Origin of the sequence: Sphaerisporangium flaviroseum (assembly GCF_039537005.1) — a bacterium.
In the GTDB taxonomy this organism is placed as follows: Bacteria; Actinomycetota; Actinomycetes; order Streptosporangiales; family Streptosporangiaceae; genus Sphaerisporangium; species Sphaerisporangium flaviroseum.
Genome location: NZ_BAAAZR010000043.1, coordinates 1 through 25,194 on the forward strand (window position 1 = coordinate 1; position 25,194 = coordinate 25,194).

The 25,194-nt window shown below is 67.5% G+C and carries 22 protein-coding genes and 1 pseudogene; 7 read left to right on the plus strand and 16 right to left on the minus strand.

Annotated features, from left to right (window positions below):
* From ABD810_RS34855 to ABD810_RS34865, 3 genes and pseudogenes are all read right to left on the minus strand, one after another.
* Nucleotides 1-218 (minus strand): annotated as a pseudogene (locus ABD810_RS34855) (trypsin-like serine peptidase); the annotation flags it as partial.
* 552 nt (nt 219-770) lie between these two features.
* Nucleotides 771-1,988: a trypsin-like serine peptidase gene (locus tag ABD810_RS34860; RefSeq protein WP_344950897.1), complete on the minus strand. Its 1,218-nt coding sequence runs from the start codon at nt 1,986-1,988 to the stop codon at nt 771-773.
* A 195-nt stretch (nt 1,989-2,183) separates the two neighbouring features.
* On the minus strand, nt 2,184-3,689 hold the full coding sequence (locus ABD810_RS34865) for a trypsin-like serine peptidase (protein WP_344950902.1): 1,506 nt from the start codon (nt 3,687-3,689) through the stop codon (nt 2,184-2,186).
* 224 nt (nt 3,690-3,913) lie between these two features.
* On the opposite strand from ABD810_RS34865, the gene ABD810_RS34870 reads away from it, so the two are divergent.
* Nucleotides 3,914-4,633, plus strand: a complete 720-nt coding sequence (locus ABD810_RS34870) for an SSI family serine proteinase inhibitor (protein ID WP_344950905.1) — start codon at nt 3,914-3,916, stop codon at nt 4,631-4,633.
* A 135-nt stretch (nt 4,634-4,768) separates the two neighbouring features.
* On the opposite strand, the gene ABD810_RS34875 is transcribed toward ABD810_RS34870, so the two are convergent.
* Nucleotides 4,769-4,969: a hypothetical protein gene (locus ABD810_RS34875; protein WP_344950909.1), complete on the minus strand. Its 201-nt coding sequence runs from the start codon at nt 4,967-4,969 to the stop codon at nt 4,769-4,771.
* Nucleotides 4,970-5,196: 227 nt separating this feature from the next.
* Here ABD810_RS34875 and ABD810_RS34880 point away from each other — a divergent pair, with 227 nt between their 5' ends.
* Nucleotides 5,197-5,445: a hypothetical protein gene (locus ABD810_RS34880; protein WP_344950912.1), complete on the plus strand. Its 249-nt coding sequence runs from the start codon at nt 5,197-5,199 to the stop codon at nt 5,443-5,445.
* 157 nt (nt 5,446-5,602) lie between these two features.
* On the opposite strand, the gene nfi is transcribed toward ABD810_RS34880, so the two are convergent.
* From nfi to ABD810_RS34895, 3 genes are all read right to left on the minus strand, one after another.
* Nucleotides 5,603-6,280, minus strand: coding sequence for a deoxyribonuclease V (nfi, locus tag ABD810_RS34885; RefSeq protein ID WP_344950915.1), 678 nt, complete (start codon nt 6,278-6,280; stop codon nt 5,603-5,605).
* A gap of 60 nt (nt 6,281-6,340) precedes the next feature.
* Nucleotides 6,341-6,559, minus strand: coding sequence for a hypothetical protein (locus ABD810_RS34890; RefSeq protein WP_344950918.1), 219 nt, complete (start codon nt 6,557-6,559; stop codon nt 6,341-6,343).
* Between the two features lie 150 nt (nt 6,560-6,709).
* On the minus strand, nt 6,710-7,120 hold the full coding sequence (locus ABD810_RS34895; protein WP_344950921.1) for a DUF2000 family protein: 411 nt from the start codon (nt 7,118-7,120) through the stop codon (nt 6,710-6,712).
* 139 nt (nt 7,121-7,259) lie between these two features.
* Between ABD810_RS34895 and ABD810_RS34900 the strand changes: the two genes are divergently transcribed.
* Entirely contained in the window at nt 7,260-8,129 is an 870-nt protein-coding gene (locus tag ABD810_RS34900; RefSeq protein ID WP_344950924.1) for an AraC family transcriptional regulator, read from the plus strand.
* A 164-nt stretch (nt 8,130-8,293) separates the two neighbouring features.
* On the opposite strand, the gene ABD810_RS34905 is transcribed toward ABD810_RS34900, so the two are convergent.
* Complete coding sequence (locus ABD810_RS34905) at nt 8,294-9,133, minus strand: L,D-transpeptidase (RefSeq protein WP_344950927.1); 840 nt, start codon at nt 9,131-9,133, stop codon at nt 8,294-8,296.
* 408 nt (nt 9,134-9,541) lie between these two features.
* Entirely contained in the window at nt 9,542-10,450 is a 909-nt protein-coding gene (locus ABD810_RS34910) for an Ig-like domain-containing protein (protein WP_344950930.1), read from the minus strand.
* Nucleotides 10,451-11,072: 622 nt separating this feature from the next.
* On the opposite strand from ABD810_RS34910, the gene ABD810_RS34915 reads away from it, so the two are divergent.
* Both ABD810_RS34915 and ABD810_RS34920 read left to right on the plus strand, forming a co-directional pair.
* Nucleotides 11,073-12,035 (plus strand): zinc-binding dehydrogenase, encoded by a 963-nt coding sequence (locus ABD810_RS34915; RefSeq protein ID WP_344950933.1) that lies wholly within the window; start codon nt 11,073-11,075, stop codon nt 12,033-12,035.
* 161 nt (nt 12,036-12,196) lie between these two features.
* Nucleotides 12,197-13,087: an oxygenase MpaB family protein gene (locus ABD810_RS34920; RefSeq protein ID WP_344950936.1), complete on the plus strand. Its 891-nt coding sequence runs from the start codon at nt 12,197-12,199 to the stop codon at nt 13,085-13,087.
* A 304-nt stretch (nt 13,088-13,391) separates the two neighbouring features.
* Here the strand turns inward: ABD810_RS34920 and ABD810_RS34925 are convergent, their stop codons facing one another.
* The 6 genes from ABD810_RS34925 to ABD810_RS34950 form a co-directional block, all read right to left on the minus strand.
* Nucleotides 13,392-14,147: a PadR family transcriptional regulator gene (locus ABD810_RS34925; protein WP_344950939.1), complete on the minus strand. Its 756-nt coding sequence runs from the start codon at nt 14,145-14,147 to the stop codon at nt 13,392-13,394.
* Nucleotides 14,144-14,938, minus strand: a complete 795-nt coding sequence (locus ABD810_RS34930; RefSeq protein ID WP_344950943.1) for a DUF4097 family beta strand repeat-containing protein — start codon at nt 14,936-14,938, stop codon at nt 14,144-14,146. The genes ABD810_RS34925 and ABD810_RS34930 overlap by 4 nt, the downstream gene beginning before the upstream one ends.
* A 138-nt stretch (nt 14,939-15,076) precedes the next feature.
* Nucleotides 15,077-15,253, minus strand: a complete 177-nt coding sequence (locus ABD810_RS34935; protein ID WP_344950947.1) for a DUF6104 family protein — start codon at nt 15,251-15,253, stop codon at nt 15,077-15,079.
* Nucleotides 15,254-15,354: 101 nt separating this feature from the next.
* Nucleotides 15,355-19,056 carry a multifunctional oxoglutarate decarboxylase/oxoglutarate dehydrogenase thiamine pyrophosphate-binding subunit/dihydrolipoyllysine-residue succinyltransferase subunit gene (locus ABD810_RS34940; RefSeq protein ID WP_344950949.1) on the minus strand — a complete coding sequence of 1,234 codons (3,702 nt, stop codon included), beginning with the start codon at nt 19,054-19,056 and terminating at the stop codon, nt 15,355-15,357.
* Nucleotides 19,057-19,307: 251 nt separating this feature from the next.
* A complete protein-coding gene (locus tag ABD810_RS34945; RefSeq protein WP_344950953.1) occupies nt 19,308-19,976 on the minus strand; it encodes a B3/B4 domain-containing protein in 669 nt (222 codons plus the stop codon).
* An 84-nt stretch (nt 19,977-20,060) separates the two neighbouring features.
* Nucleotides 20,061-22,685, minus strand: coding sequence for a glycoside hydrolase family 9 protein (locus ABD810_RS34950; protein WP_344950956.1), 2,625 nt, complete (start codon nt 22,683-22,685; stop codon nt 20,061-20,063).
* A gap of 262 nt (nt 22,686-22,947) precedes the next feature.
* On the opposite strand from ABD810_RS34950, the gene ABD810_RS34955 reads away from it, so the two are divergent.
* Nucleotides 22,948-23,526 carry an ArsR/SmtB family transcription factor gene (locus tag ABD810_RS34955; protein WP_344950959.1) on the plus strand — a complete coding sequence of 193 codons (579 nt, stop codon included), beginning with the start codon at nt 22,948-22,950 and terminating at the stop codon, nt 23,524-23,526.
* Nucleotides 23,527-23,609: 83 nt separating this feature from the next.
* Here ABD810_RS34955 and ABD810_RS34960 read toward each other — a convergent pair whose 3' ends face one another.
* Nucleotides 23,610-23,897, minus strand: a complete 288-nt coding sequence (locus ABD810_RS34960; protein ID WP_344951698.1) for a hypothetical protein — start codon at nt 23,895-23,897, stop codon at nt 23,610-23,612.
* On the opposite strand from ABD810_RS34960, the gene ABD810_RS34965 reads away from it, so the two are divergent.
* A complete protein-coding gene (locus ABD810_RS34965) occupies nt 23,865-25,139 on the plus strand; it encodes an MFS transporter (protein ID WP_344951655.1) in 1,275 nt (424 codons plus the stop codon). The two genes, ABD810_RS34960 and ABD810_RS34965, sit on opposite strands and share 33 nt — an antisense overlap.
* Nucleotides 25,140-25,194: the final 55 nt, after the last annotated feature.

The window sequence follows — 25,194 nt, forward strand, 5'->3', positions numbered from 1 at the left end:
TCGCTGGTGGCCTGAGTGGCAGCCTTCAGCGCAGCGCCACCGTTGGCGGTCCAGAAGTTGCTGACCTTCTGCGCGCTGGACGCCGAGGAGAGGGAGACGACCTTCTTGGTGGGGGCGGTCGTCGCGCTGGCCGAGGTGACCAGGGTGGCGCCGATCATGCTCGTGGCGGCAATGGCGCCACCGATCGGGAGGGCGAGACGCTTAACTCGGGTGTTCAAGGAAACTCCTGGGCCTGTCGTGGAACGCATCTTGCGCCCCATGCGTCAGTAAAGGGATAACCAGGAAGATACAGACAAGATCTTGCTAGCGGTAACTCGTTCCAACGGGTTTTTCGCCGCCGAGAGTCACGTGATCTTCCTGTGATCACCCAGCCGGTGGACATCTGTCGTCAAGAGCCGCGAACCACGTGCCATCGCCGCAGATCAGGGCACCTGTGTGAATAATGGGACCGATGTGATGCCAGTCAACTCCACAAGCGCGAGGCTGGTGCCCATGTGACGCAGATCACATGGAACCGATGGAGCCGATCCGGGGTCTAGGTACGTCTAACGGCTCCGCAGGATCCTCGAACCAGACAAAACGCCCAAGGTGTTGGTGCGGTTCGACATGGAACGGGCCAGGTTTCGGAGAAGCCTTCGCGGGACCGAACCAAATCTGAAGGGTTGCCGTCGCGACACACCGCGACCAGCAGGCCCCACACCCTCACAACGCCAGAGGACCCGGCAGTTGCCGGGTCCTCTGGCGTTGTGAGGGTCTCGCTCGAAAGCCGGTCAGTCGGTCTTCTGTCGGGCGGCGTAGGAGTACACGAGGTAGGTCGCCGTGTCGAAGTACGGAGAGGACACACCGTCGTAGCGGCCGTCGCCGTTCAGGTCCCACGTCAGGCTGTTGACGCCGTTCAGGTACCCGATGCGCCGGGTGCTGCTGTACTTGATCACCCACGGGCCGCCGCTGGCTCCTGCGGTGAACCCGCATCCCCTGAACAGCACACCCTTGTCGAGCTCCCACTTCTGCGTGGAGATCTTCTTGGTGTTCTTCGTCAGGCACGACTCCATGGTCTGCCCGGTGAACGGCCGGCTCCCGTTGGGATGCGGACCGGCGGGATAGCCGAACGCGTACGCCGCGACGGTGAACCCCCTGTTCCAGGCGAAGCCCTGCCCGCCGACCTGGCTCTCGAGCCGTCCCATGTCGACTCTCTTGTACAGCGGCTGGCCCTTGGCGTCCTTCTTGACGTTGCCGTTCGCGTCGTTGTCCTGAACCCATTGGTAGCCGTGGTGGACGGTGACGAAGGCGTAGTCGTAGTCGAAGTCGCCGGTAGCCGCGTAGGTGTCGTTGAGATGCAGCGTGTGCCCTACGTAAATGCCGAACGGCGTCTCGCCGTTGCCGACGTAGGAGGGTATGAACACCCAGTTCTCGACGGGCTTGCCGCTCTTGACGTCGTAGGCGCAGTGGGCGGCGGTGGCGACGACGTTCCCGTACTTGGAGTGCACGGACGAGGCCGAGCACCAGTATTCGGTGGTGCCATTGCGGAAGAAGACCTTCCCCACCGTTGGGGGGAGCTTGGGGTTCCTCAGCTTCAAGGCCGTGGACGCCTTCGGCGGGGCCGAACCCGAAAGGGCGGTCGTATTGCTGGCGGGTGTGGAGGTCGTACGGCCCGCCGCGGCGGCGGCGGGGGTGACGGCGGCGGTCGTGGCGCTCGGGGTCGTGCCACTCGCACTACCGGTGCCGTTCGTGCCGTTCGTGCCGGAGTTGGAAGCCGCTGTCTTGGGTGCGTAGCTGCTGGCGTGCTTCAGCCGGTCTGGTGTCCACCAGTCGACCACCTTCCGCAGGTCCGCGTCGCTCTGAGCCAGTGGAACCGAGGTGATGCCGGCGGGAGCCGTCCGGCTCGACGCCAGCGCCTGTACTGGTGCCGGGCCCGCGGAGAGAATCACACTCGCGGTCGCGAGGGCGCCGCAGAATGTGAGCGCGATCCGCTTCGCTCGGGGTGGCATTTCGTACCTTCCACAGATCAGAAGAGTGCAGACAACGGTGAAGGGCGATTTTCCCAGATCATCCGGCAATAGGCACCGTAGTTGGCTGACCTGGGTTCACTTCGTTATCGGACGTGTGATCGGGGACGGGTGCGCAAGTAGGCCGGTAGGGGGGCCGGATACAGGGCCGGCCCCCCTACTTTGCCGTGACTCGCGTCAGCTCGTCGTAAGCTTCCCGGTCCACAGGTTGGCGGCGTACTTGTAGATGCCGTAGGTGTCGCTGTTGAAGTACGGCGTGGTGATGCGGTCGTAACGGCCGTTGCCGTCGGTGTCGAGAGTCAGGCTCACGACGCCGTTGACGTAGCCGGTCCGCTTGCTGCTCTTGTACTGCAGCAGCCATGGGCCGCCGGTGGCGCCGGGCGTGAACGCGCACTTGATGGCCAGCTGCTCTTCGGCCTTGTACTTGGCGACGGCCGGAGCGGCACCCGCCTGGCCGTAGCACCACTTCATCGTCTCGCCGGTGTAGACCTTGTCGCCGTCGAGGTGCGCGGAGGTCGGGTAGCCGAAGCTGAAGAACTTCGACTTCGTGCTCCGGTTCCAGGTGAAGCCCTGGCCGCCCACGTTGTCACCAAGCCGGCCCGCGTCCACGAACGTCTTGATGTGGAACACGGTCTTGTAGTACTTGACCGTGGTGGTCTTCTTCACCCAGTACTTCACGAAGTAGTGGGTGATGGTGTACGCCGAGTCGACGATCTTCTTGTAGCCGGGGCCGGTGTACTTGTTGTACGTGACCTCGTCGACGATCTCCGTGGCGGTCTTGCCGGGCGCCTTGGCGTAGTTCACCTTGGAGTTGGCCGCGGGAGCCTTGTCGTACTCGTCCTTGGTGACCTCCTTGACGACCCGCTGGCCGCCGGCGGTGCCCCACGGCAGGACGGTCTCGGTGCCAGTGGTCTTCGACCAGGCGTCGGCGGTCTCGCCGCCCTTCTCGTCGACCTTCTTCTGGTACTCGTCCTTGGTGATCTCTTCGTCCTTGGCCCACTTCGGACCCTTGTAGGCGTCGAAGGTGGCCTTGTCGACGATCTTCTCGCCGGTCTGCTTGACGCCGTTGAAGACGTTGACGAAGGCGTAGTCGTAGTCGTAGTCCTCGTAGACCTTGAAGTCGTCGTGGAGGTTGACCTTCGAGCCGACGTAGATACCCCACGGCGCCTTGCCCTGGTAGTAGCCGGGGATGAAGACGAAGTTGTCGACGTAGACGTTCTTGTCGGTGTCGTAGACGCAGTGGGCGGCCGTGGCGACCAGGTTGCGGTACTTCGACTGGATCGAGGTGCCGGAGCACCAGTAAGGCTTGCCCTCGACCTGGAAGAACACCTTGCCCACGTTGGTGGGGAGGTTGACGTTCTTGGAGGTGCCGGCGGTCTTGCCTCCGGCGCCGGTCGGGGCGACCGTTCCGGCCTTGCCGTCGGCGGAGGCCTTACTGGTGCTCGCCCGCAGCTTGCCGGAGAGCGAGGAGTCCTCGAGGTAGCTCTTCGCGGACTTCAGCTTGCTGGGCGTCCAGGACCCCGCGATGGCCTTCGCGTCGGTCCCGTTGGCCAGCGAGCCCGACTTCACAGGAGCCGGTTTGGCCTGCGCGCTGGCGGAGGTGCTGAGGGTCGCGCCCATCATGCTGGAGGCGACGATGGCGCCACCCAGAGGGAGGAGGAGGCGCTTTGCTCGGGTGTTCATTGAACTCCTTCTTTGTCATGGGATGCCCGGGAAGGTCCCATGCGTACGTAAAGAGACAACGAAGACCGTACTCCGGCGATCTTGACCAGTGGGCCACAAACCGGACAAATCTGGATGTCCGTTACCGGCTTGTTATGAAACCGGCGGAACCGGAGAGATAACTGGTGCGTCGAATCTCGCTCATCGATCAGGCCTCGGCGGGGTCTCGATCGAGGGTTCGGCGCATGATCGACGATCGCCACGCGGAAGGACGACGACCGCTCAACGTCATGCGACATCGGGGGATCCACATGCGACGTCTCACCAAGGGCCTCACCTACGCGACCCTGTTCCCGGCCACAGCGGCGGCCCTCCTGCTGACCACGGCGGCCACCTGGCCAACGGCACCCACGAACACGGCGGCCGCGACCTCGGCAGGCGCGTCCACGGGTACGACGGCGCCCTCGATCGGGGCGGTCACGGGTACGACGGCACCCTGGATCGGGGTGGTCACGGGTACGACGGCACCCTCGATCGGGGCGGGCGCGTACGGTGTGGCCGCCATCCCCCGTCCCCTTCCTGGAGGACCGGGCGCCCACTCCGTCTCCTGGACCCCGCAGGACCGCGCCGTCTCCTCGGCTCCGGCCAAGCCGGTGAGCCGTGTACTGCTGCTGACGGTCGCACGCGGCGAGTCGCCCACGCCGACGGACCGGGTCGCCTTCCTGGAGTGCCCCGCAACCGGAGGCACGCACCCGAAGGCGGCTGAGGCCTGCAAGCAGCTCGAACGCGTCTCGGCGAACCTCAACGACCTGAACGTGTCCCCGGACACCAGGTGCACCAAGGAGTACGACCCGGTGACGGTTTACGGTGCCGGCCTGTGGGACACCAGTCGCCTCTCGTACGAACGAACCTTCGGCAACCGCTGCGAACTCCGCGCCACCACCGGAGCCGTCTTCGACTTCTGACCACCACATCCGGCGGCCATTGCCCGCTGACGGGTTACACGGTCGGCCCCCGTCCGCACGTCTGCCTAAACGCTGGCACCCATGAGATTGGCGTAACGATCATCGGCCGCTAATGCAACGGTCCCATATGCAACTTCAGGCTACGCTGGGAAGGATCGTGAATGCGTCACCCCACAGCGGCTTCAGCGGCCTGAAGTGCCGCTGGTCCAGAGTCAGCACACGGGTGGTGCGGTACCTCGCGGCGAGGAGGGCGACGGACACGTCCGTCAAGCTCAGCGAAAGATCAAAGTACTGCTCCGTGACGGCGACGCAACGCTCCACGTCGTCATTGGTCATCGGCACCAACTCGTACGCTCCTGCGGCGACGTCACGCAGGAAGTCGCACTCCCGGTGGACCCCCAAACGGGTGAGAAGCAGGTAGTCGAGCTAGCGAGCACGAACGGCGACAGCAGGAAAGGGCCGGGATCCGCCTCGATGGCTCGCCTGGCCGGTTCATGCTGTCGTTGGTCTGCGTCTATGGCGGCCATAGGCCACTGGTGTCAAGGACGATCATCTGGGAGCCTGTGCGCCCCGAATCCCTCAGCAAGAACCTCGTCGAGGCGTTCGGCCAGAGTCGGATCACCGCTGTGGAAAAGTGGGAGCCGGGGGCGCTGCCGTTCGAGGAGCTGTGGAGCATCGTCCTGGAGCGATCTTTCGATGGCACTCCGCATGCACTCTTCGTCGGAAACGTGATGTCGCCGAGCGGCCTCTCTGACGCGCCGCTGGAGATGTTCGGTCAGGTGCAGGCTCACCTCGTCCCCCCTCCACGTTAACCAATGCCGGACCGTAGCTCGATGACCACTCAACGTAGAGTAGCGTTCACGGACTGCTCAGGGTGTCTGCATTTCAGGAAGGGCTCTGCCGACCGCCGCGTCAGCATCGAGTTGCGACGATCCTGGCTCGTCCAAGCTCGACGGCCAGCAGTCAGGGTCAGGTCACGGTCCCTGCTCTGAGGACGTGTCGTGAGGCTTGGTCTGCCAGGCGGATGGGTTGAGGGATGCGGTATTTCGGGGTGCTGTGTACGACGATGTCGCAGGCGGTGTCGAGGCTGATTTTGTGGCCGATGGACACGAAGACGGGCTTGACGTTGTCGGCCGTTCGTAGCGCGCGTCCGATGACCTTCCCGGCGTCCATCAGGGGTGACCAGCTTCCCTGCGGTCCGTCCGGCTCCTCGTAGTGGCCGATCATGGCCTGTTTCGCGACCCCGATGGTAGGGATGCCGGTGATGACCCCGATATGGCATGCGAGACCGAACCGGCGAGGATGGGCGATTCCGTGGCCATCGCAGAGGAGGACATCGGGTAGTGGGTCGACGTTCTCGAGTGCGGCGAGCAATGGAGGCGCTTCGCGGAAAGAGAACAAGCCAGGGACGTAGCCGAACTTGGGCGTGTCCTCGTATGTCGTCACCTGTTCGACGTTCAGCGTGCCCATGTCGAGGACGACCACGGCCGCGGAGAGCCTGGAACCGTCTTTGCTGTAGGAGACGTCAAGGCCTCCCAGGCGCCGGACATCTTCGATGCTCGGTCCGGTATGCGTGACCAGCGTGCGAAGTCTCTCTTGAAGGGCCAACGCTTCTTCTACGGAGGTAGGCCAAGGTTCTTGGAGCACGGGTCAGCCTGTCTCCTAGAGATAGGACATCAGAGGGGTTAATGAAGGCCCGGACCTTCCTCATCTGATCTCACGAACGAGAGTGACCTGAATTCTGCCAGGGAGCCGGCAGTCGTTTCGCACGAAGACCGCGCTTGCCAGCAGCGCGCCGAGCACGATGACACCCACGCCGGCGATGTCGATCGCCTTGCCCGCCGTTTCGACGATGGATACGAATGCCACGAGCGCCTCCTCCGTATCCGGCGCCTGGCCGCCGGGCTCGTCGGCGGGCCGCCGCACGTGGGCGCGCCGTTCTCGGCGCGGAGGAGAAGTCTTCCAGGCTGAGCGCCCGTGAAACCCCGGCTCCTGAAGGGCGGGCTGACCCGCGTTCGTAAGGCGGGCTTACCCGCGTTCGTACACGAGACGGTGGCTGTGGCGGGGCGGTGCTGTTCAGGGGTGTAGTGGGAGGCCCTTGAGGGTTTTGTCGATGGCGTTTCTGGGGCCGTACACGGCTAGACCGACCAGGGGCAGTTCGTCGGCGAGTACGGCTTGGACGGCGGCGCGGTTGTCGTCGTCGTGGCCGGTCTTGAACATCTCCTCGATGTAGACGGCTGTGGGGAGGCCTCGGCTCAGGGCTCGTGTGTGGGTACGGATGAGCCCTTCGGCGTCGGCGGAGTAGATGAGCACCGGCTGGCGGAACATGGCGAGGTAGGTGTTGCCGGATTTGTCGGCGTACGGCTGGCCGATGACCTCTTCGGCTTCTCCCGCTATGGCGCTCGCCAGGAACGCGGTCACGTTGAGCTTCTGCCAGACGGCCAGGTCCTCCCGGACGACGATGCCGATCTTCGTGTCGAAACGCATGTGTGCAGCTTGGCGAGGTGCGGTCTGGTGTGTCTTGTACGGCGGTGCGGGGGGAACGCCGGAGGCTGGAACTGGGGAGGGGGAGCGGACGCTGGAGTGCGGAAGCCGGGGAGGGAAGAGCGGGGAGAGAATGGCGGGTATGGCTGGGGACTGGTCGCGGTACTGGCGTTCGGCTGATCGGCCGTTGGAGGCGATGCACGCGCACTTCGAGCGGCACGTCTATCACCGGCACAGTCACGAGACGTACTCCTTCGGCTTCACGGAGGAAGGGGCACAGAGCTTCACCTGCCGGGGGGCGGCTTATACGAGCGCGGCGGGCATGGTGATGGTCTTCAATCCCGACGATCCCCATGACGGGCACGCGACGGACGAACAGGGTTTCACCTATCGCATGGTGCACATCGGTCCGGAGTTGGTGGCGGATGTGCTGGCGGAGGCGGCCGGGCGGAAGGTCGGGTTGCCGCTGTTCGCCGAGCCCGTGATCGCTGAGCCGAAGCTGGCCCGAGGGCTTCTTACCCTGCATGAGGCCCTGCTCGGAGGAGCGACCTCGCTGCGCCGGGACGAGTTGCTCGACAGTGTGGTGGTGGCCATGGCGCGGCGTGCGAGCGTACGGGTGCCTGAGCTGGGATGGTCGCCTGAGATGGTGGCGCGGGGACCTGCTTTCGACGCGAGTCCGGGACGCTCGAACGTCGAGACGGCGCGGGTCGTGCGAGAGATGTTGCACGACATCGATGATCGGGAGATCTCCGCGGGTGACCTCGCCAGTGCGGCAGGGCGTAGCCGGTTCGCTGTGTACCGTTCGTTCCAGGCGGTGTACGGCATGGCGCCGAGTGACTACCAGAGACAGCTGCGGTTGCGCTCTGCTCGGCGGTTGCTCCTCCAGGGCCACTCGCTCGCGGACATCGCCGCCATGACGGGCTTCACCGACCAGAGCCATCTCACCCGCTGGTTCACGCGCTACTTCGGCGTGACACCCGGCGAGTACCGCCGAGCCGTCACAGCGGGATGACACGCGATCCCCACTAATGATCGCCAGCCTGCCCGCCGTAAGGCAGCGCCGGCTTCGCCGTACCACTCCTCTCCGCGTCGGCGCTGGTATGGGACCCCTTGGTGGTGGAGAGGAGAGCGGCTTGGTGGTGAGGGGTGGGCTTGGTGGGCGGTGGTGCCTTGCGGTCAGTTGGTGATGATGATCATGGTGCCTAGGGGGAGGTGGGATACCGCGTCCAGGCCCTCTTTGGGGAGGCGGACGCAGCCATGGGAGACGGCCTTTCCGAAGACGCTCTTGTCAGGCCAGCCGTGCAGGCCGACCGTGCCGGGGCCTCCGTCGTAGGTCTCCAGCTTCTCCGAGTGCGTGCCGAGCGGCAGGATCACCGGGCTGTAGGTGACCTCGGGTGGGGACAGGGCGGCGAGCAGGAAGGTACGGCCAACCGGTGTGGGGGTCTCCTTGGTGCCGATTCCTACGGGCCACGATCCGGTCTCCTGGCCGCCCTTGAGCAGGGTCAGCCGCCGTGCCGTCAGGTTGATGCGCACCTGGTAAGGGCTGTAGGTCTGCTTCGTCTTGCCGTCACCGGTGTGGATCCAGCCCGTCGACCCGTTGGGCTTGCTCGGGAGGAGTACGCGCATCCACTCGGGGCGCGTCTCGATCACCGGGAGCCAGGTGGGGTTGTCGAGTTGGTGGGTGGGCACGACCGCGATCGGCGGGCCACCGGGCTGGGAGAACACCACCTTGGACACCTTCGGGTGCACTACGAGCCCGTCGTTGGCGGCGAAAGGCTGTGGGTCCCGTTCCGCTTTGTGGATCTTCGTCCACGTCGTCGACCGGGGAAGGCCGGCCAGTTCCTTGGCTGTGACCTTGACGGGCTCCACCGGTGGGGCCGGTGGGGCCGGCTTGGCCAGTTCTCGGTCGACCTTCCGGTTGGTGAAGATCACGATCAGCGCGAGGCCCGCGAGGGCCGCGGCGACCACCGCGACGATGGTGACAGTGGTACGTGTGGATCGACGGCGAACGTACATGGGACCCCCCGGGACTACTGGCTGTTGCTCGGTGCGGTTCGAGGGACGGTGCGTTTGAACGGTCGGTGCGGTGTGGCAGATCGCATCGAGATGGGAGGAGTGTCGCGGCCGGCGGACACGTCGCTGTGGTGGAAGCGCCGCGGTGGGGTTGGCCACTTTGGTCTGGAGGTTGAGCGCCGTGGTCGGGCGGGTCGAGTGCCGCTTCGTGCTGAGTGGCGCTTCAGGGTGAGTGCTGTGGTGGGGCCCGCTCGGTGCGGGCTGGTCGGGGGTGCGGGTTGGAACCGGTCCGGGTGAGCGGGATCGAAGGTCTGTCCTGTCGACGGCTTGTCGGGTGGGAGCGCGGTTCGGATGAGCCGGAGGGCCCGCCCAAACGGATCGGGCGGGCCCTCTGGGTGCCGGGCCGGTGGATCAACCGGTCACGGCGAAGTGCTTCACAACTACCTTGTGCTTCGGCTTGTGGTAGTGCTTCTTCTGGTGGTGCACCGGCTTCTCGTAGTGGTGCTCCTCCTTGTGTTCCGGAACCCACCGGTGGCGCCGGCTGTCCCAGTGCTCACGGTGGCCGCCCCCGTGGTCGTAGTGACCTTCGATGTGGCGGCGGATGCCCTTGTCAACGATGGTCTGCCAGTCGTTGTCGTGCTTGTGCCACCACTTCTCGCAACGCCGGCGGAGGTCCTCCCACGCCTTGCCGTGGTGTTGGCCGCTGCTCCCGTGGTGGTCGCCCTCGTCATCCTCGTGGTCCTTGAACTGACGGCAGCGGTGCTCAAGGTTGTCGTCGTCATGGTGATGGACGACGGTCTTGTCATTGTCGTCACCATGGTCGTCCTCGTGGGACTTGTCCTCCTCGTCCTTCTTCTTCTCCTCCTCCTTCTTCTTCTCTTCCTTCTTCTCTTCCTTGGGGTCGATCTTCTGGATTACCACCTGCGAGGTGCTGGGGTCGAAGGAGGTGTTGCCCTGGTAGAAGGCGGTGATGTTGCGCGTGCCCTCTTCCATGCCCGAGGTGCTGAAGGTCGCCTGGGCGACCCCTTCGAGTTGGGCCGTGCCGAGGTCCTTCGATCCGTCACGGAAGACCACGGTGCCCGTGGGCAGGATGTTGGTCCCCGTCGCCGTCACCGTGGCGGTGAAGGTGACCGAGTGCCCCTTCTTGGAGGGGTTCTGTGACGAGGTCAGTGTCGTGGTGGTCGCGATGGCCCTTCGTACGGTGACGATGAACCCGGTCTTCACGGGCGCGGCCGGAAGCAGGGATGCCGCCTTCGTGCCGAGGTTCTGCGGCGCCTGGTTCGCGCTCGCACTGCCTGATGTCGCGACGAGTGCGCCCATCGCGAGAGCGCCCGTGAGAGCTGCGGTCAGCCATGAACGACCGACATTACGTTGTAGAGACCGAGGGTGACCGACGTCTATCATAAAGCGGTCCTTTTCTTTTTTGCAGTTCAAAGTAAAGGAGCACCTCGATGCTGGCGCGCCTGCATTTCCGACCCTACTCATCGTCGACCTCAATACCGTTGTCCGACATGCGGGAGATTCGCGCTACCAGCGAGTTAATAGTAAAAAATCGAAGGTGGCTACTCACCATTTTTTCGTGATAAGTCGGGCAGCTCAACGACGCCACCGCAGGCCGGAAGCCCTGTCCTGCCGAGGAAACCGGGCCTCCATAAATGTGGAGTTGCGAGCTTCAGGGATTCAGTGCGTCGACCCACTTTTCTTTTTGTGCCGGTGTGTCGGCGAGGCGATATGTGGTGATGTGGTCGGTGTTGCAGTGACTCGCCGGTAATCGCCGTAGGCGCGGATGATCATGCGTTGTGAATGGCGATGAGGCCTACGGGCGCCATCCGCAAATTTGCGGCTGCTCGCGGGAGTTTCCCGGCTCGGCGCATCCCGTGAACGCGGCCGGTGGAGGGGTGGGCCTGGCGGGTGGATCGTGGCGCGGAGATAGGGTTCCGCCATGTTCGCCGTAACGTGCACACGTACCGACCCCGACAACCCTCTCGCCGGGCTCACGCTCGGTGAGCACCCCGAGCCGAAGCTCCCCGACGGGTGGACCACGGTGACCGTCAGGGCCACAGCGCTCAACCACCACGACCTCTGGACGCTCAAGGGCGTCGGCATCCGCCAGGATCGGCTGCCCATCGTCCTCGGCTGCGACGCCGCCGGAGTGGACGAGGACGGGAACGAGGTCATCGTCCACTCGGTGATCGGCACTCCGGTCCACGGGGACGAGACCCTGGACCCCAAGCGCTCCCTTCTCTCCGAGACCTACGACGGCACGTTCGCCGAGAAGGTCGCGGTGCCGCGCGGGAACCTCGTGCCCAAGCCCGGCGCGCTGTCGTTCGAGGAGGCCGCGTGCCTGCCGACGGCGTGGCTGACCGCCTACCGGATGCTGTTCGACAAGGCCGGCCTGGAGCCGGGCTCGACCGTGCTCGTCCAGGGGGCCGGCGGCGGCGTGGCCACCGCGCTGATCGCTCTCGGCCGGGCGGGCGGCTACCGCGTCTGGGTGACGAGCCGTTCGGAAGAGAAGCGCGCCAAGGCGCTGGAGCTCGGCGCGGACCAGGCGTTCGCCCCGGGGTCCCGGCTTCCGGAGCGGGTGGACGCCGTGATGGAGACCGTGGGTCAGGCCACCTGGGACCATTCGCTCAAGTCGTTGCGTCCCGGCGGCCGGATCGTCGTCTCGGGCGCCACCAGCGGCGCGGTGCCGCCGGCCGACCTCAACCGGGTCTTCTTCCTCCAGCTTTCCGTCGTGGGCTCGACGATGGGTACGCGCGCCCAGCTCGGGCGGCTGGCCACGTTCCTGGAGCAGACGGGCCTACGTCCGGTCGTGGACCAGGTCATGCCGCTGACGCGGGCCGATGAGGGCTTCACGGCGCTTCTTGGCGGCGAGATCTTCGGCAAGATCGTCTTCACCGCGTAGGGCCGCGGTGAGCCGGATCCGCCGGGGAGCCGCCGGGCGTGAGCCGGATCCGCTGGGGCCGGCGGTCTCTGGCGAGCGGCCAGGCCATAAGTAAGGGATTACTTTTACGGCCTCCGGGTGGTACATAGGGACAAGGACGACGTATCACCCGGAGGTCGGATATGACCGCGTCCACAGGCCTGGAGCCCTCCGCCGAGGCCGTTCCCCCGTTCGCGCCGGGCTCATTGCTGTGGGAGGGCATGGGCGACCAACGCCTGCTGTTCCTCCTCGGCGGCGCCCTGATCATGCAGGTCATGCACCCCGCGGTCGGCGCCGCTGTCGGGGAGCACTCCATCTACCGGACCGACCCGTGGGGCCGGCTGACACGCTCGCTCACCTCGCTGCAGAAGTGGGTGTACGGCGGGCCGGAAGCGATAGCCGAAGGCCACCGGCTCCGCGAGCTGCACAAGGACATCAAGGGCGTCGACGAACGGGGCCGGAAATATCATGCGCTGAGCGCCGAGCCGTACGCCTGGGTGCACCTGACGGCCTTCGAGCGGTCGGTCACGATGGCGCGCTACTTCGGCGAGCCGCTGTCGAAGGACGAGCAACGCCGGACCTACCAGGAAATCATCCATCTCGGCCGCATCCTGCGCGTGCCCGAGCGGATGTTCCCCCCGACCGTCGACGACTACTGGCGGTACTTCGACGACATGGTGGACAACACCCTGGAGAACCACCCCACCGCGCATGACGTGCTGAGGGTCACAAGGACGGCGGGAGCGCCGCCGATGGTGCCGAAGTCGTTCCACGCGTTCTGGAAACCCATCGGCATGACCTCCGGCAGGATGAACCACTTCGTGACGGTGGGCACCCTGCCTCCCGCGGTACGGGACAAGCTGAGGCTGAGCTGGACGAAGAGGGACGAGCGGCGGCTGCGGGCCTTCGGCCGTACGGTCGCCGCCGCGTTCCCCCGGCTGCCCGAACGCGTGAGGTACATGCCCATCGCGTACTACGCGCGGCGGGCGGCCCGGTCGCGCGAACGCCTGTCGCAGGCCCTGCGCCGGGAGTGAGCGCGGCCCACACCGACCGGGGATGCCGGAGGCCGTGGTGGCGGAACGGCCGCCGCCGGCGGAACCGCGGACCACGATCCCTCCAGCGGACCGGCCGGTGAAGAGCCGGGCGGCGTGACGTCGGCGTGTGGAGCGGGCGGCGGTGAGACGGGCCGCTGGAGGTCGACGTGGGGATCGGCCGGTGGTGGGTCGAGTCGTGTGAAGTCGGCGTGTAAGCCGGGCGGTGGCGGGCCGGGGGCTTGCAAGTCGAGCGGCCTCTGCGGGCCGATCCGCAGCAGCGGTGGCCGGAAGCCGTAGAAGCCCATCATCGCAGCGCGGAACGGATCCGGGTGGCGGCCTCGTAGAGCGCTTCCTGAGCGGTCGCCAGGGCCTCCTCGGACACCGAGGACGCCGCCGCCGCACCGCGGACCTCCTCGACGAACTCGGCCAGCATCTGCCCCAGCTCGGCGTCGTGGTCGCGGGAGCCCCGGCCCTGCCAGGTGTCCCCCCAGACGCCGCGGAGCCAGTCGTCCTTCCAGCGCTTGGTCTCCTCCTGCCACACCTTCTTCTGGCGCTGGAACTCCTGCTTCTGCTCCTGCCACGCCTGCTTCTGCTCGCGCCACGACTGGCGGTAGTCCTCCTTGGCGGCGCGCAGGTCGTCCTTGGCCTGACGCTGCTCGTCCTTGGAGCCCTGACGCACGTCACGGGCCATCTGCGTCAGCTCGTCGCGCAGGGACCGCACGGTGTCGCGTACGTCCTCCTTGACCTCGCGAGCGATGTCGCGGACCGACTGGGAGATCTCCTGCTCCAGCTCGGCGAGCTCGTCCATCCGGGACTCGAGCTCGGCCCGGCCCCTGTCGGTGATCGTGAAGACCTTCTTGCCGTCCACGACCTCGTGGGTGACCAGGCCCTCCTCCTCCAGGCGCGCCAGCCGCGGGTAGATCGTGCCGGGGGAGGGGGAATACACGCCGAGGAAGCGGTCCTGCAGGAGCCGGATCACCTCGTAGCCATGGCGCGGGCTCTCCTCGAGCAGCTTGAGCAGGTACAGCCGGAGCCGTCCATGGGCGAAAACGGGGCTCACTGGTCTCTCCTCAGAAGCGTCACGTCGGCGGACACCGTGCTGGCCGACAGGGATGCCATCCCTCCGCCGATCCGGCCGGACACCGATTTGGCCCCCGGGCGGCTGGAATTGTCAAGGCCGGAGAATGAGCTGTGCAGCCGGCCCGAGGTCGAGCGCAGGGTCACGTCGGTGTCGACGGATTGCGGCAGCCGAACGAGGATGGCGCCGGACACGCTGTGCAGGGTGACGTGGCCGGTGGGCGGCAGTTCCAGGTCGGCCGTGATGCGGCCGGACACCGTGTTGGCCCGCAGCCGGCGTGGGGTGCCTCCGGCGACGGTCAGCTCGCCGGCCACGCTGGTGAAGGAGAGGTCGCCGGCCAGGCCCCGGCTCTCGACCGCACCCGACACCGTCTCGGCCTCGATCTCGCCGCTGACCCCGTCGAGCACGATCTCTCCCGAGACGCTCTTGACGTTGATGCGCTTTTCGAAGCCGGCCACCACGGCCGAGGCGGAGATCACGCCCACCTGTATCGGGCAGTCCTGGGGGAGGGTCAGCGTCAGCGTCGTCTCCCGCCTGCCCGGCCGCAGCCAGCCGAGGATGCCGTCCCAGGTCAGATCCTTGTACGCCACCGTCAGGCGGCCGTTCTCGTCATGCTCGACAAGGAGTGGGGGCGTCTCGATGTCGCTCACTTCGAGGCTCGGTGGCCCGTCGCTCGCCAGCACGGCGAGGCGGCCGGCCACGATGCGGACGCTCAGCGAGCTCACTGCCTCGAACGTCAGCTTCTCGGGCTTCTCGATGATCCATTTGGGCATGGTCTCGCCCTTCGACGGCTCTGATCGGTAACGTTGCACTTCACACGATATATCTCGATTTCCCAAAGTCAAGATGTATCGCGTTTCAGGCGACAGGATCGACAGTACCTCACGCCGGTGCAGCCGGGAACGGGGTGGTCAGTCGTCCTCGTCGTCGAGGCGGGCGAGCCAGGTGGCCAGGCGTTCGACGGGAGTCTCGAACTCGGGGTTCAGGTCGACGAACTCACGCAGCCGCTCGGCCAGCCAGGCGATGCCGACCTCCTCCTCGCCACGCCGCTCGACGAGCTCTTCGATTCCCTTATCGGTGAAATACATCGCATCTCCATGAACAGGTATATGAGGAAGTCCCCCACAGAACCAGCCGTGGGGGACTTCCTGTACGCGAGACCGGCACGGTGCCGACCGGTCGGCGGTCGCTAGCCGAGGCTGTCGGCGATCATGTGCTCCAGCTCGGCGTCGTGGGCGGCGTGCGAGCCGACCGCCGGCGACGAGTTGGCCGCACGCGACACCCGGCGCAGCCCCCGGCCGCCCAGAAGCCCGGGGTCCTCGGTGAGCTTCAGGGTGAGGTAGGGCCACGGACCCATGTTGATCGGCTCGTCCTGCGTCCAGACCAGCTCGGCGTCGAGGCTGTAGCGGGAGAGCTCGGCCCGTAGCTCCTCGGCCGGGAACGGATAGAGCCGCTCCAGCCGCACGATCGCCACGTCGTTGCGCTCCTGCTTGTCACGAGCCGCCGCCAGGTCGTAGTAGACCCTGCCGGAGCAGAGCACCACGCGCCGGACGTCCGACGGGTTGACCGTGGCGTCGCCGATCACCGGGCGGAACGCTCCGGAGGTGAACTCGGCGGTCGCCGACGCCGCCGCCTTCAGCCGCAGCAGCGACTTGGGCGTGAAGACGATCAGCGGCCGGTGGCGGTTCGACAGCACCTGCCACCGGAGCAGGTGGAAGTAGTTCGCCGGAGTGGTCGGCTGGGCCACCGTCATGTTGTCCAGCGCGCACATCTGCAGGAACCGCTCGATGCGTGCGGAGGAGTGGTCGGGCCCCTGGCCTTCGTAGCCGTGCGGCAGCAGCAGCACGAGGGAAGAGCGCTGACCCCACTTCTGCTCACCCGACGAGATGAACTCGTCGATGATCGACTGGGCGCCGTTGGCGAAGTCGCCGAACTGCGCCTCCCAGGCGACCAGGGCGTCCGGGCGCACGACGCTGTAGCCGTACTCGAAGCCCATCGCCGCGAACTCCGACAGCAGGGAGTCGTAGACGTAGAACTTCGTGGTGCCCTCGTTGAACGCCTTCAGCGGGGTGTGGTCCTCACCGGTGACCCGGTCGACCAGGACGGCGTGCCGCTGGCCGAAGGTGCCACGGCGCGAGTCCTGTCCGACGAGCCGGACCGGATGGCCGTCGATCAGCAGGGAGCCGAAGGCCAGGGTCTCGCCCATGGCCCAGTCGATGGCGTCCTCGGTGATCATCTGGCCGCGGCGCTGCAGCAGCGGGGACAGACGCGGGTGGACCGTGAACCCCTCGGGCAGGTTGAGCTGGGTCTCGACGACCCGCTTAACCGTCTCCTCGGAGATGGCGGACGCGGTGTCGTTGTGCGACCACGGCACCACCTCGCCCGAGGCGGGCTTGACGACCGCACCCGGCTCCAGCGGCTTCTTGCCGGCCTCACGGGTCTCGGTGAACGCCCGCTCCAACTGCTCCTGGTAGTCGCGGAGCGCCTGCTCGGCCTCCTCGACCGTGATGTCCCCGCGTCCGATCAGCGCCTCGGTGTAGAGCTTGCGGATCGACCGCTTGGCGTCGATCAGGTCGTACATCAGGGGCTGGGTGAAGCTCGGGTTGTCGGTCTCGTTGTGGCCCCTGCGGCGGTAGCAGACCAGGTCGATGACGACGTCCTTGCGGAACGTCTGGCGGTACTCGTAGGCGAGCCGGCCCACGCGCACGACGGCCTCAGGGTCGTCACCGTTGACGTGGAAGATCGGCGCCTGGATCATGCGGGCGACGTCGGTGGCGTACACGCTGGACCGCGACGAGGCCGGCGAGGTGGTGAAGCCCACCTGGTTGTTGACCACGACGTGCACCGTGCCACCGGTGCGGTAACCGCGGAGCTGCGAAAGGTGCAGCGTCTCGGCCACCACGCCCTGGCCGGCGAAGGCCGCGTCGCCGTGCACCAGCACGGGGAACACGGTGAAGCCTTCCTCGCCACGCTCCAGCAGGTCCTGCTTCGCCCGGACGACGCCTTCGAGGACCGGGTCGACGGCCTCAAGGTGCGAGGGGTTGGCCACGACCGATGTCGCGATCTTCTTGCCGCCAGGGGCGGTGAAGTCGCCCGAGGCGCCGAGGTGGTACTTCACATCGCCGGAGCCGTGGGCGCTGCGCGGGTCGAGGTTGCCCTCGAACTCGCCGAACACCTGGGCGTAGGACTTGCCGACGATGTTGGCGAGGACGTTCAGGCGGCCGCGGTGGGCCATGCCGATGACGACCTCGTCGAGCTGCTCGTCGGCCGCGGCGCTGATCACCGAGTCGAGCAGCGGGATCAGCGACTCGCCGCCCTCCAGCGAGAAGCGCTTCTGCCCGACGTACTTGGTCTGCAGGAACGTCTCGAACGCCTCGGAGGTGTTGAGGCGGCGCAAGATGTGGAGCTGCTCCTCGCGGCTCGGCCGGGCGTGCGGCTTCTCGACCCGCGTCTGGATCCAGGCCCGCTCCTCGGGGTTCTGGATGTGCATGTACTCGATGCCGACCGTGCGGCAGTAGGAGTCGCGCAGCACGCCCAGGATGTCGCGGAGCTTCATCAGCGGCTTGCCGCCGAAGCCGCCCGTGGCGAACTCTCGCTCCAGATCCCACAAAGTCAGGCCGTGGGACTTGATGTCGAGGTCGGGGTGCTTGCGCTGGTTGTACTCCAGCGGGTCGGTGTCGGCCATGAGGTGGCCGCGCACGCGGTAGGCGTGGACCAGCTCGATGACGCGGGCGGACTTCGCCACGTCGTCGTCGTGGGTGGCCGAGATGTCCTTGACCCAGCGCACCGGCTCGTAGGGGATCCGGAGCGCCTGGAAGATCTCGTCGTAGAAGCCGTCCTCGCCCAGCAGGAGCTGGTGGATGCGGCGCAGGAAGTCGCCGGACTGGGCTCCCTGGATGATGCGGTGGTCATAGGTGCTCGTGAGCGTCATGACCTTGCTCACCGCGAGCCGGTTGAGCGTCTCGGGGGAGGCACCCTGGTACTCGGCGGGATACTCCATCGCGCCGACACCGATGATCGTGCCCTGGCCCTGCATCAGGCGGGGGACCGAGTGCACGGTGCCGATCGTGCCGGGGTTGGTGAGGCTGATCGTGGTGCCCGCGAAGTCGTCGACGCCGAGCTTGCCGGCGCGTGCCTTGCGGACCACCTCCTCGTAGGCCGTCCAGAACTGGCGGAAGTCCATCGACTCCGCGCCCTTGATCGACGGGACGAGGAGCTGGCGGCTGCCGTCGCTCTTCTGCACGTCGATCGCCAGGCCAAGACCGATGTGGTCGGGCTTGATCAGGGTCGGCTTGCCGTCGATCTCGGCGAAGGAGTAGTTCATGTCCGGCATCACGGCGAGCGCCTTGACGATCGCGTAGCCGATGAGGTGGGTGAACGACACCTTGCCGCCGCGCCCGCGCGACAGATGGTTGTTGATGACGATGCGGTTGTCGATCAGCAGCTTGGCCGGGACCACGCGGACGCTGGTGGCGGTGGGAACCGCCAGGCTAAGGTCCATGTTGGCCGCGGTGCGGGCCGCCGCGCCGCGCAGGCGGACCTCTTCGCCGCCCGACGGCTTGGCCGCCGCGGGCTTGGCCTGCTCGGTCTGCGGGCTCGGAGCCGTAGTCGTCGCCTGGGGTGGCTTGGGAGCGGCCTTCGCCGGTGCGCTCTGCTTGGCCGGTGGTGGGGTGGTGATCGCTGGAGCGGCGTCGGCCGTCGCGCCGTTGGCCCCCCCCGCCGCCGGCGCGCGGCTCGTACCGGATTCGGGGTTGTAGTCAGCGAAGAAGTTCCACCAGGCATGGTCGACAGACTCCGGGTCCTGGAGGTACTTCTGGTACAGCTCGTCGACAAGCCACTCGTTCTGGCCAAAGTTGGTCAGTGGGTTTGTCCGCGACGACTCAGACGACACGGCGGAAATCGCCCTCTTCCGCAGATCGGCGTTGTTGATTAGAGAACCTGTCCAAGGCTACTCGCCCAAATAAGTGGCGTGTGCGGTCTCGGGTGGGCTCACCGCCCGATCATCCCAGGACCGTTCAAACTGGTCACGCTCGGGTAGTCAGTCCGGGGGGTGAGGCCATGCTTACCTGGGCGAGCGCTTTCTGTCGCGGCACGGCCACGAACGTCCTACCCCTGGTCCCCGGCACCACCTGCGCGTACGGCTCAGGCGCCGGGGCCCACGAGCCTCGACTCGACCCGCACGCCGGGATCGATCTCCCGGAGCAATCCTGTGAGCTCGTCCCCGGCCGCCGCCAGCTCCTCCAGCGACATCGGCGCGAGCCGTTCGAGCAGGAAAAGGGCGTCCACGGTCTCTTCGGTGATCCGGGTGCGCACGCACTGGCGCCAGTTCCACCGGCGGCAGGTGACGCCCCGGTCGTCCCGCCAGACCACCTCGCCGATCTCCGGGTGGTCGATGACGGCCTCGCCCTTCTCGATCGCGTCGAACGGCTCGTCGCCGTTCGCGCGCACGAGCCTGGCCGTGCCCTCATAGTGCGCGAGGTCCTCCCCGCCGATGGGCAGCGCGTGCCGGATGCTGACCGCGTTGTACGCGTCGACGACCAGGTTGATCTCCGGAGGCGGCATCCGGCGCACGAGGGCGTCCACCGAGGGGCGGGTGCGCTGCGGCTTGGCGCCGAACGCGCGGTAGGCGTCCTGCCAGGCGACGATCTTCTCGTGATCGGTCCCCACGGCCTCCGCCGCCGCCCCGGCCAGCCAGCCGCGGGAGCGGTCGTCGGACGGCCCGTTCCGCAGGCCGTACGCGCCGATGACCAGCACCTTGAAGTCCGGCCGCAGCTCCGTGACCGCCTCGTCGATCCAGATGGCTTCGATCATGCCGAATACCCTAACCGGGCTCCGTGGCCGGTCAGGACCGCCACCTGGTGTGGTGGCGGCCCTGACCGGTGATCCACGCGGTCGTCAGGCGCAGGCGGCGCCGTTGAGCGTGAACAGGTCCGGCGTCGGGTTGGCGCCGGGGGCGGCCTTGCCGTTGAAGCCGAACGTCACCGACTGGCCCGGCTTGAGCTTGGCGTTCCAGCCGAGGTTCTTCGCGGTGACCGTGGCGCCGCTCTGGGAGAGGTTCGCGTTCCAGGACTGCCCGGCCTGCTGGCCGCCGAGGAACGCCCACTTCAGCGTCCACCCGTCGATCGTGGCCGAGCCGGTGTTCTTGACCGTGACCTGGGTGGTGAACCCCTCACGCCACTGCGCGTGCGTCGAGTACGTCACCCGGCACTTCCCCGGCGCCTTGACGGTGCCGTCACCCTGGTCGGCGACGAACGCCGAGATCCACGCCAGCGGGGAGTTCCAGTTGATCGTCAGCTCGTTGGTGGACCAGGAGTTGATGTCGTCGATGTAGCAGAACTGCGGCTTGCAGCCCTGGAGCTTCTCCTGCGCCGCCGGGTCCTGGATGCTGGAGTTCGGGCCGCCGGCCAGCGTCCCCTTGGGCGGGTTGGGCAGGCTCGGGTCGAGCTGGTGGGAGTACCACCGGCTGTGCTGGTTGTGCGAGGCGACCTCGCCGTAGCCGGTCACGTAGGAGTGGTTCAGGGCGTTGCGCCCGAGGATGTAGTCGATGCCCTGGAGCACTCCGTCCCGGTACTTGCGCGTGCCGGTGATGTCGTACGCCGCGGCCATGACGACCATGTTGTTGAGCACGAGGTTGTTCGATCCCCAGTCGTACGTCGGGGGGTTGTACGGCATCCCGTACGGATGCGCGGTCAGCGTCGCGAGGTACTTCTCCGCCCCCTCGACCACCGACTGGCGCACCTGGTCGCGGCCGGGAAGGGCGTTCGGCACGGTGGCGAGGTCGATCCGGCCGAGCTGGGCCACGTGGCCCCAGTCGAAGCCGCGCGGTCCCCAGATGTCGGAGGTGTGCATGGGCGAGGCCAGCACGTAGTCCTTGAACTCCTGCTCGCCGGTGGTGATGTAGAGCTCGGCGGCGGCCCAGTAGAACTCGTCCCGTACGTCCGCGTCGTCGTAGGCCCCGCCACCGGTGCCGTCCGCGGGGGAGGCCAGCTTGTCCGGGTTGGCCTTGGCGGCGGCCCACGCCTTGCGGGCGGCGGTCAGGTTCCGTGCGGCGAACGCCGCGTCGTACGGGGCGTACAGCCGGGCGGCCTGGGCGGCGGTGGCGGCCAGGTTCAGCGTGGCGGCCGTGGAGACCGGGTGCAGTTCCCGCTTCTGGGCGTCCAGGTGGGGCAGCAGCGGGAGGCCGGTCCAGTTCTGGTCGTGGATCTTGTGGTGGGCCATGCCCGCGAACGGCTTGCCGTCCGGGACCTGCATCTTCAGCAGGAATTCCTGCTCCCAGCGCGCCTCGTCGAGGATGTCGGGCACGCCGTTGCCGCTCTCGGGGACCTCCAGCGTGCCATCCGTGTGGGGCTTGGCGGTCGCGGCGTTCTTGGTGCGCTCGAACTCGCTCATGAGCTGGGCGACGGAGATGCCGCCGTTCACGACGTACTTGCCGTGGTCTCCCGCGTCGTACCAGCCGCCCGCCACGTCGAGGGTGTAGTCGCACACGCCGGGCTGGCAGGGCACGTTGGTGTCACCCTGGTTGGGCGGGACCCCCACATGGCCGGCGGGCCTGCCGTAGCCGGGCCGCAGGTTGTCGAGGATCGCGATGCCGCTGCGCTGGGGGTAGTAGAACTTCAGCGAGTCCGTGCGCAGCGCTGCGTACGCGCCGCCGCCGATGTCGAAGGGCCGGCTGGTCTCGCCGTCCGCCGTGAGCGTGTAGCCGGTGCCCGCCGTGGTGTAGGAGCCGAAGTCGATCGAGTGGACGTTCTGCCCCGAGCTCTCGTCCACACCGCGGGGCGTGGAGTTCCCGGAGGCGACGACGTCGCCTCCGGCGTTCTTGAGCTGCCAGGGCAGGGCGGTGGTGGCGTCGGTCACCACGGTGGCGTTCTTGGGCCCCTTCGGCAGGTAGGCGACCTGGTTGACGCGGACCCGGGGGCCGGTGTCGGGCTCGTACACCTCGGGATCGGCCCCGCCCTTGAGGGAGACGTCGTCCAGGCAGAACCGCCATGGGGTGGCGCTGCCGCCGAGCTGGAACACCACCTGGGCGTTGGGCAGGTCCACGGGCGAGGTGAACGTGTAGGCGTAGGTGGCCCCGTCCGGGCCGAGCTGCGGGTTGGCCGTCAGATAGGCCGTGTACGGGTCGACGGGGAGCTGGACCATCGCACGGCCGACCTTCGCCGGGTCGGAGGAGCCGTACATGCCGAAAGCGTAGGTCTCGTCCTTGACCAGCGGGATGTTGTCCTGGCCGATGATGACGTCCCAGGGGTTGACGGTGCCCCCGGGGATGTCGGCGCAGAGGCGGCCGCCGCTGATGTCGAACGCGATGTTGGCGGTGTGCCACCAGGGATCGCTGCCGGTGTCGAAGGTCCCGTTGACGATCTGCTCGGGGCCCTCCTCGGCGGCGATGGATCTTCCGGCGTCGGTGGACGTCGCGTCCGTACCGGACGCGCGTGCGGTGGGGGCGTACAGGGCGGACGCGGCCAGCGTGGCCGCCGCGGTGACGGCGAGGGAGCCCGTCCACCGCCGAGATGGTCTGATCACGCGATTTCCCCAGGAAGTCGTGGAATGGAGCGCTGTATGGGAGCGCTCCCAAACAACGGTTCCCGCATGGTTCCAACGGCTTTCGTGGCCGTCAATGGACCCTCGTCCTTTGGTGATCCCTGGGGGACTCCCGGGCACGGCTTGCGCCCGTCGCCGTGCCGGGGCGCGCACTTCGCGTTCGCTCGCTTTGTGAAAGTTTCATTGCCGGCAATATTGCAAAGGAAGCTTTGCAAACCTAGATTTGCAAAGTAAGCTTTGCAGTATGAGCGATTCTCCTGACGTCTACCGGGTGAGCGACCCCCAGACGCTGAAGGCCGTCGCCCACCCTCTGCGGGTGCGGCTGCTGGGCGCGCTCCGCATGGACGGGCCCGCGACGGCGACCGAGCTGGCGGTGCGGTTCGGCGAGAGCTCCGGCTCCACGAGCTACCACCTGCGGCAGCTCGCGCGGTACGGCTTCGTCGAGGAGGACCCCGAGCAGCGCGACGCGCGAGAACGCCGCTGGCGGTCCGTCCACCGCTACACGTCGTGGAGCAACCTGGAGCTGGGCGCCAGCCCGGAAGGCCGGGAGGCGTCGGCCTTCCTGCGCGACCGGCAGTTCGAGGTCATGCGCGGCAACCGCGAGCGGTTCGAGCGGGAGCGGGAGTCCTGGGGGCCGGCGTGGGTGGAGGCCGCAGGCATGTCCGATGACTACGCCAGGCTCGCCCCCGGCTCCATCACGCGCCTTTACGAGCGGCTCTCGGCCATGGTCCGCGAGATGGAGGCCGAGGACGAGGGAAGCCCCGACGTGCAGCGGGTCTCACTCCACTTCGCCGCCTACCCGAGCCGGGGGTACGACCGATGAACACCCCACCCCCCACCTCCGGGCCCTGCGGCCACATCGATCACGAGGCCAACGTCTGCGAACTGACCGGCGACCCGAACGCCTTACAGTCCCGGGCCGAGCCCGGTGGCGATCGCGAGCTTGCCGGTGACGCGGGCGTCTTCCAGGGTTCGGGTGAGCTCGGTGTCGATCACAAGGGCGATGTCCGGGAGCCTGCCGGTGACCCGAACGTCTTCCAGTCCCGGGGCGAGCCCGGTGGCGATCGCGAGCTTGCCGGTGACGCGGGCGTCTTCCAGGGTTCGGGTGAGGCCGGTCTGGCCGTGGGGTCGGGGGGCGAGGGTCCGCCGGTCGCCGTGGGGGTGCTTCGGGGGGATGCCTCTGGTGGTGCTCATGTCGTCTCGCCGCGGGCTGCTCTGCGGCGTTATGCGCTCATCGGGTTTCTGACGTGGTTGCCGCCGGGGCTGATGATGTCGGCGATGGTCTTGCTCATGACCTCGCGAGGGCTGGACATCGCGCAGGTGGGCGTGGTGGTGGCCGTCTACTCGGTGGTCGTCGTGGTCCTCGAGCTTCCCACCGGCGGGCTCGCGGACGTCGTGGGACGGCGCTTGGTGCTCGCCGCCTCGGCGCTGTTCAGCGTGGCGGCGCTCACCCTGATGGCGTTCGCCACGTCCATGTGGCCGTTCGTCATCGCCTCGGTGCTCAAGGGGTTCGCCCGTGCCCTGTCGAGCGGGCCCGCCCAGGCCTGGTACGTCGACATGCTGCACGCCACGCGGGGGCCTGAGGCCGATCTCAAGCCCGGCCTGGCGAGAGGGGAGGCCATGGGGTCGCTGGCGCTCTTCGTCGCCGTGCCCGCCGGTGGGTTCATGCCGTCGTTCCTGCCGGGAGGCCTGGTTACACCGATGATCGCCGCGGCGGTGGCGGCGGCCGTGCTCTTCCTCGTGGTCCTGGTGGCGATGCCCGAGCCGCCCCGCCCGCGCCCGTCGATCCGATCGGTCCTGCGAGACGTGCCGGTCACCATCGGCTCCGGGCTCCGCTTGGGGCTCACCGACCGGAGGCTGGGCCGGCTGCTGTGCGTCGTCTTCGCCATCGGGATCGGCCTCAACGCGATCGAGTTGCTGACCCCCGGCCGGCTCGCCTCGCTGACCGGCGGCGTGGAGTCCGGCACCTCGGCGTACGCCCTCGTCGCCGCGGCGGGGTTCGGCGCCAGCGCGCTCGGCTCCTGGTCGGCGCCGTGGGTGGCGCGGGTGCTGGGAGGGGCGACCAGGACGGCGATCGCGGGCACGGTGACCGGTGCCGGCGCGCTGGCCGTACTGGCGGCCTCGGTCGTGCTCTCCGGGCCGGCGGGCATCGTGGCGGCCGGTGGCGCGTACATCGTGTTGTTCGCGGCCGTCGGCATCGCCGAGATCCAGCGGGTGGAGATGATGCACCAGAGGGTCGGCTCCTCGCGTCGCGCCACGCTGATGTCGGTGGACTCGCTGCAACTGCAGTTCGGCGGGATGCTCGGCTCGCTCGCCCTCGGGTACCTGGCGTCCCGGGCCGGGCCCGCGCCCGCGTGGGGTGTGGCGGCCGGCGCGACGCTCCTCGCCGCCCTGCTGTACGTGCGGCGCCCGGCCGCTCGGACCCACCCCGAGTAGAACAACGTTCGGTGATCGGTGCAGAATCATGGCGTCGGAGGCCGAAGGGAGCGCG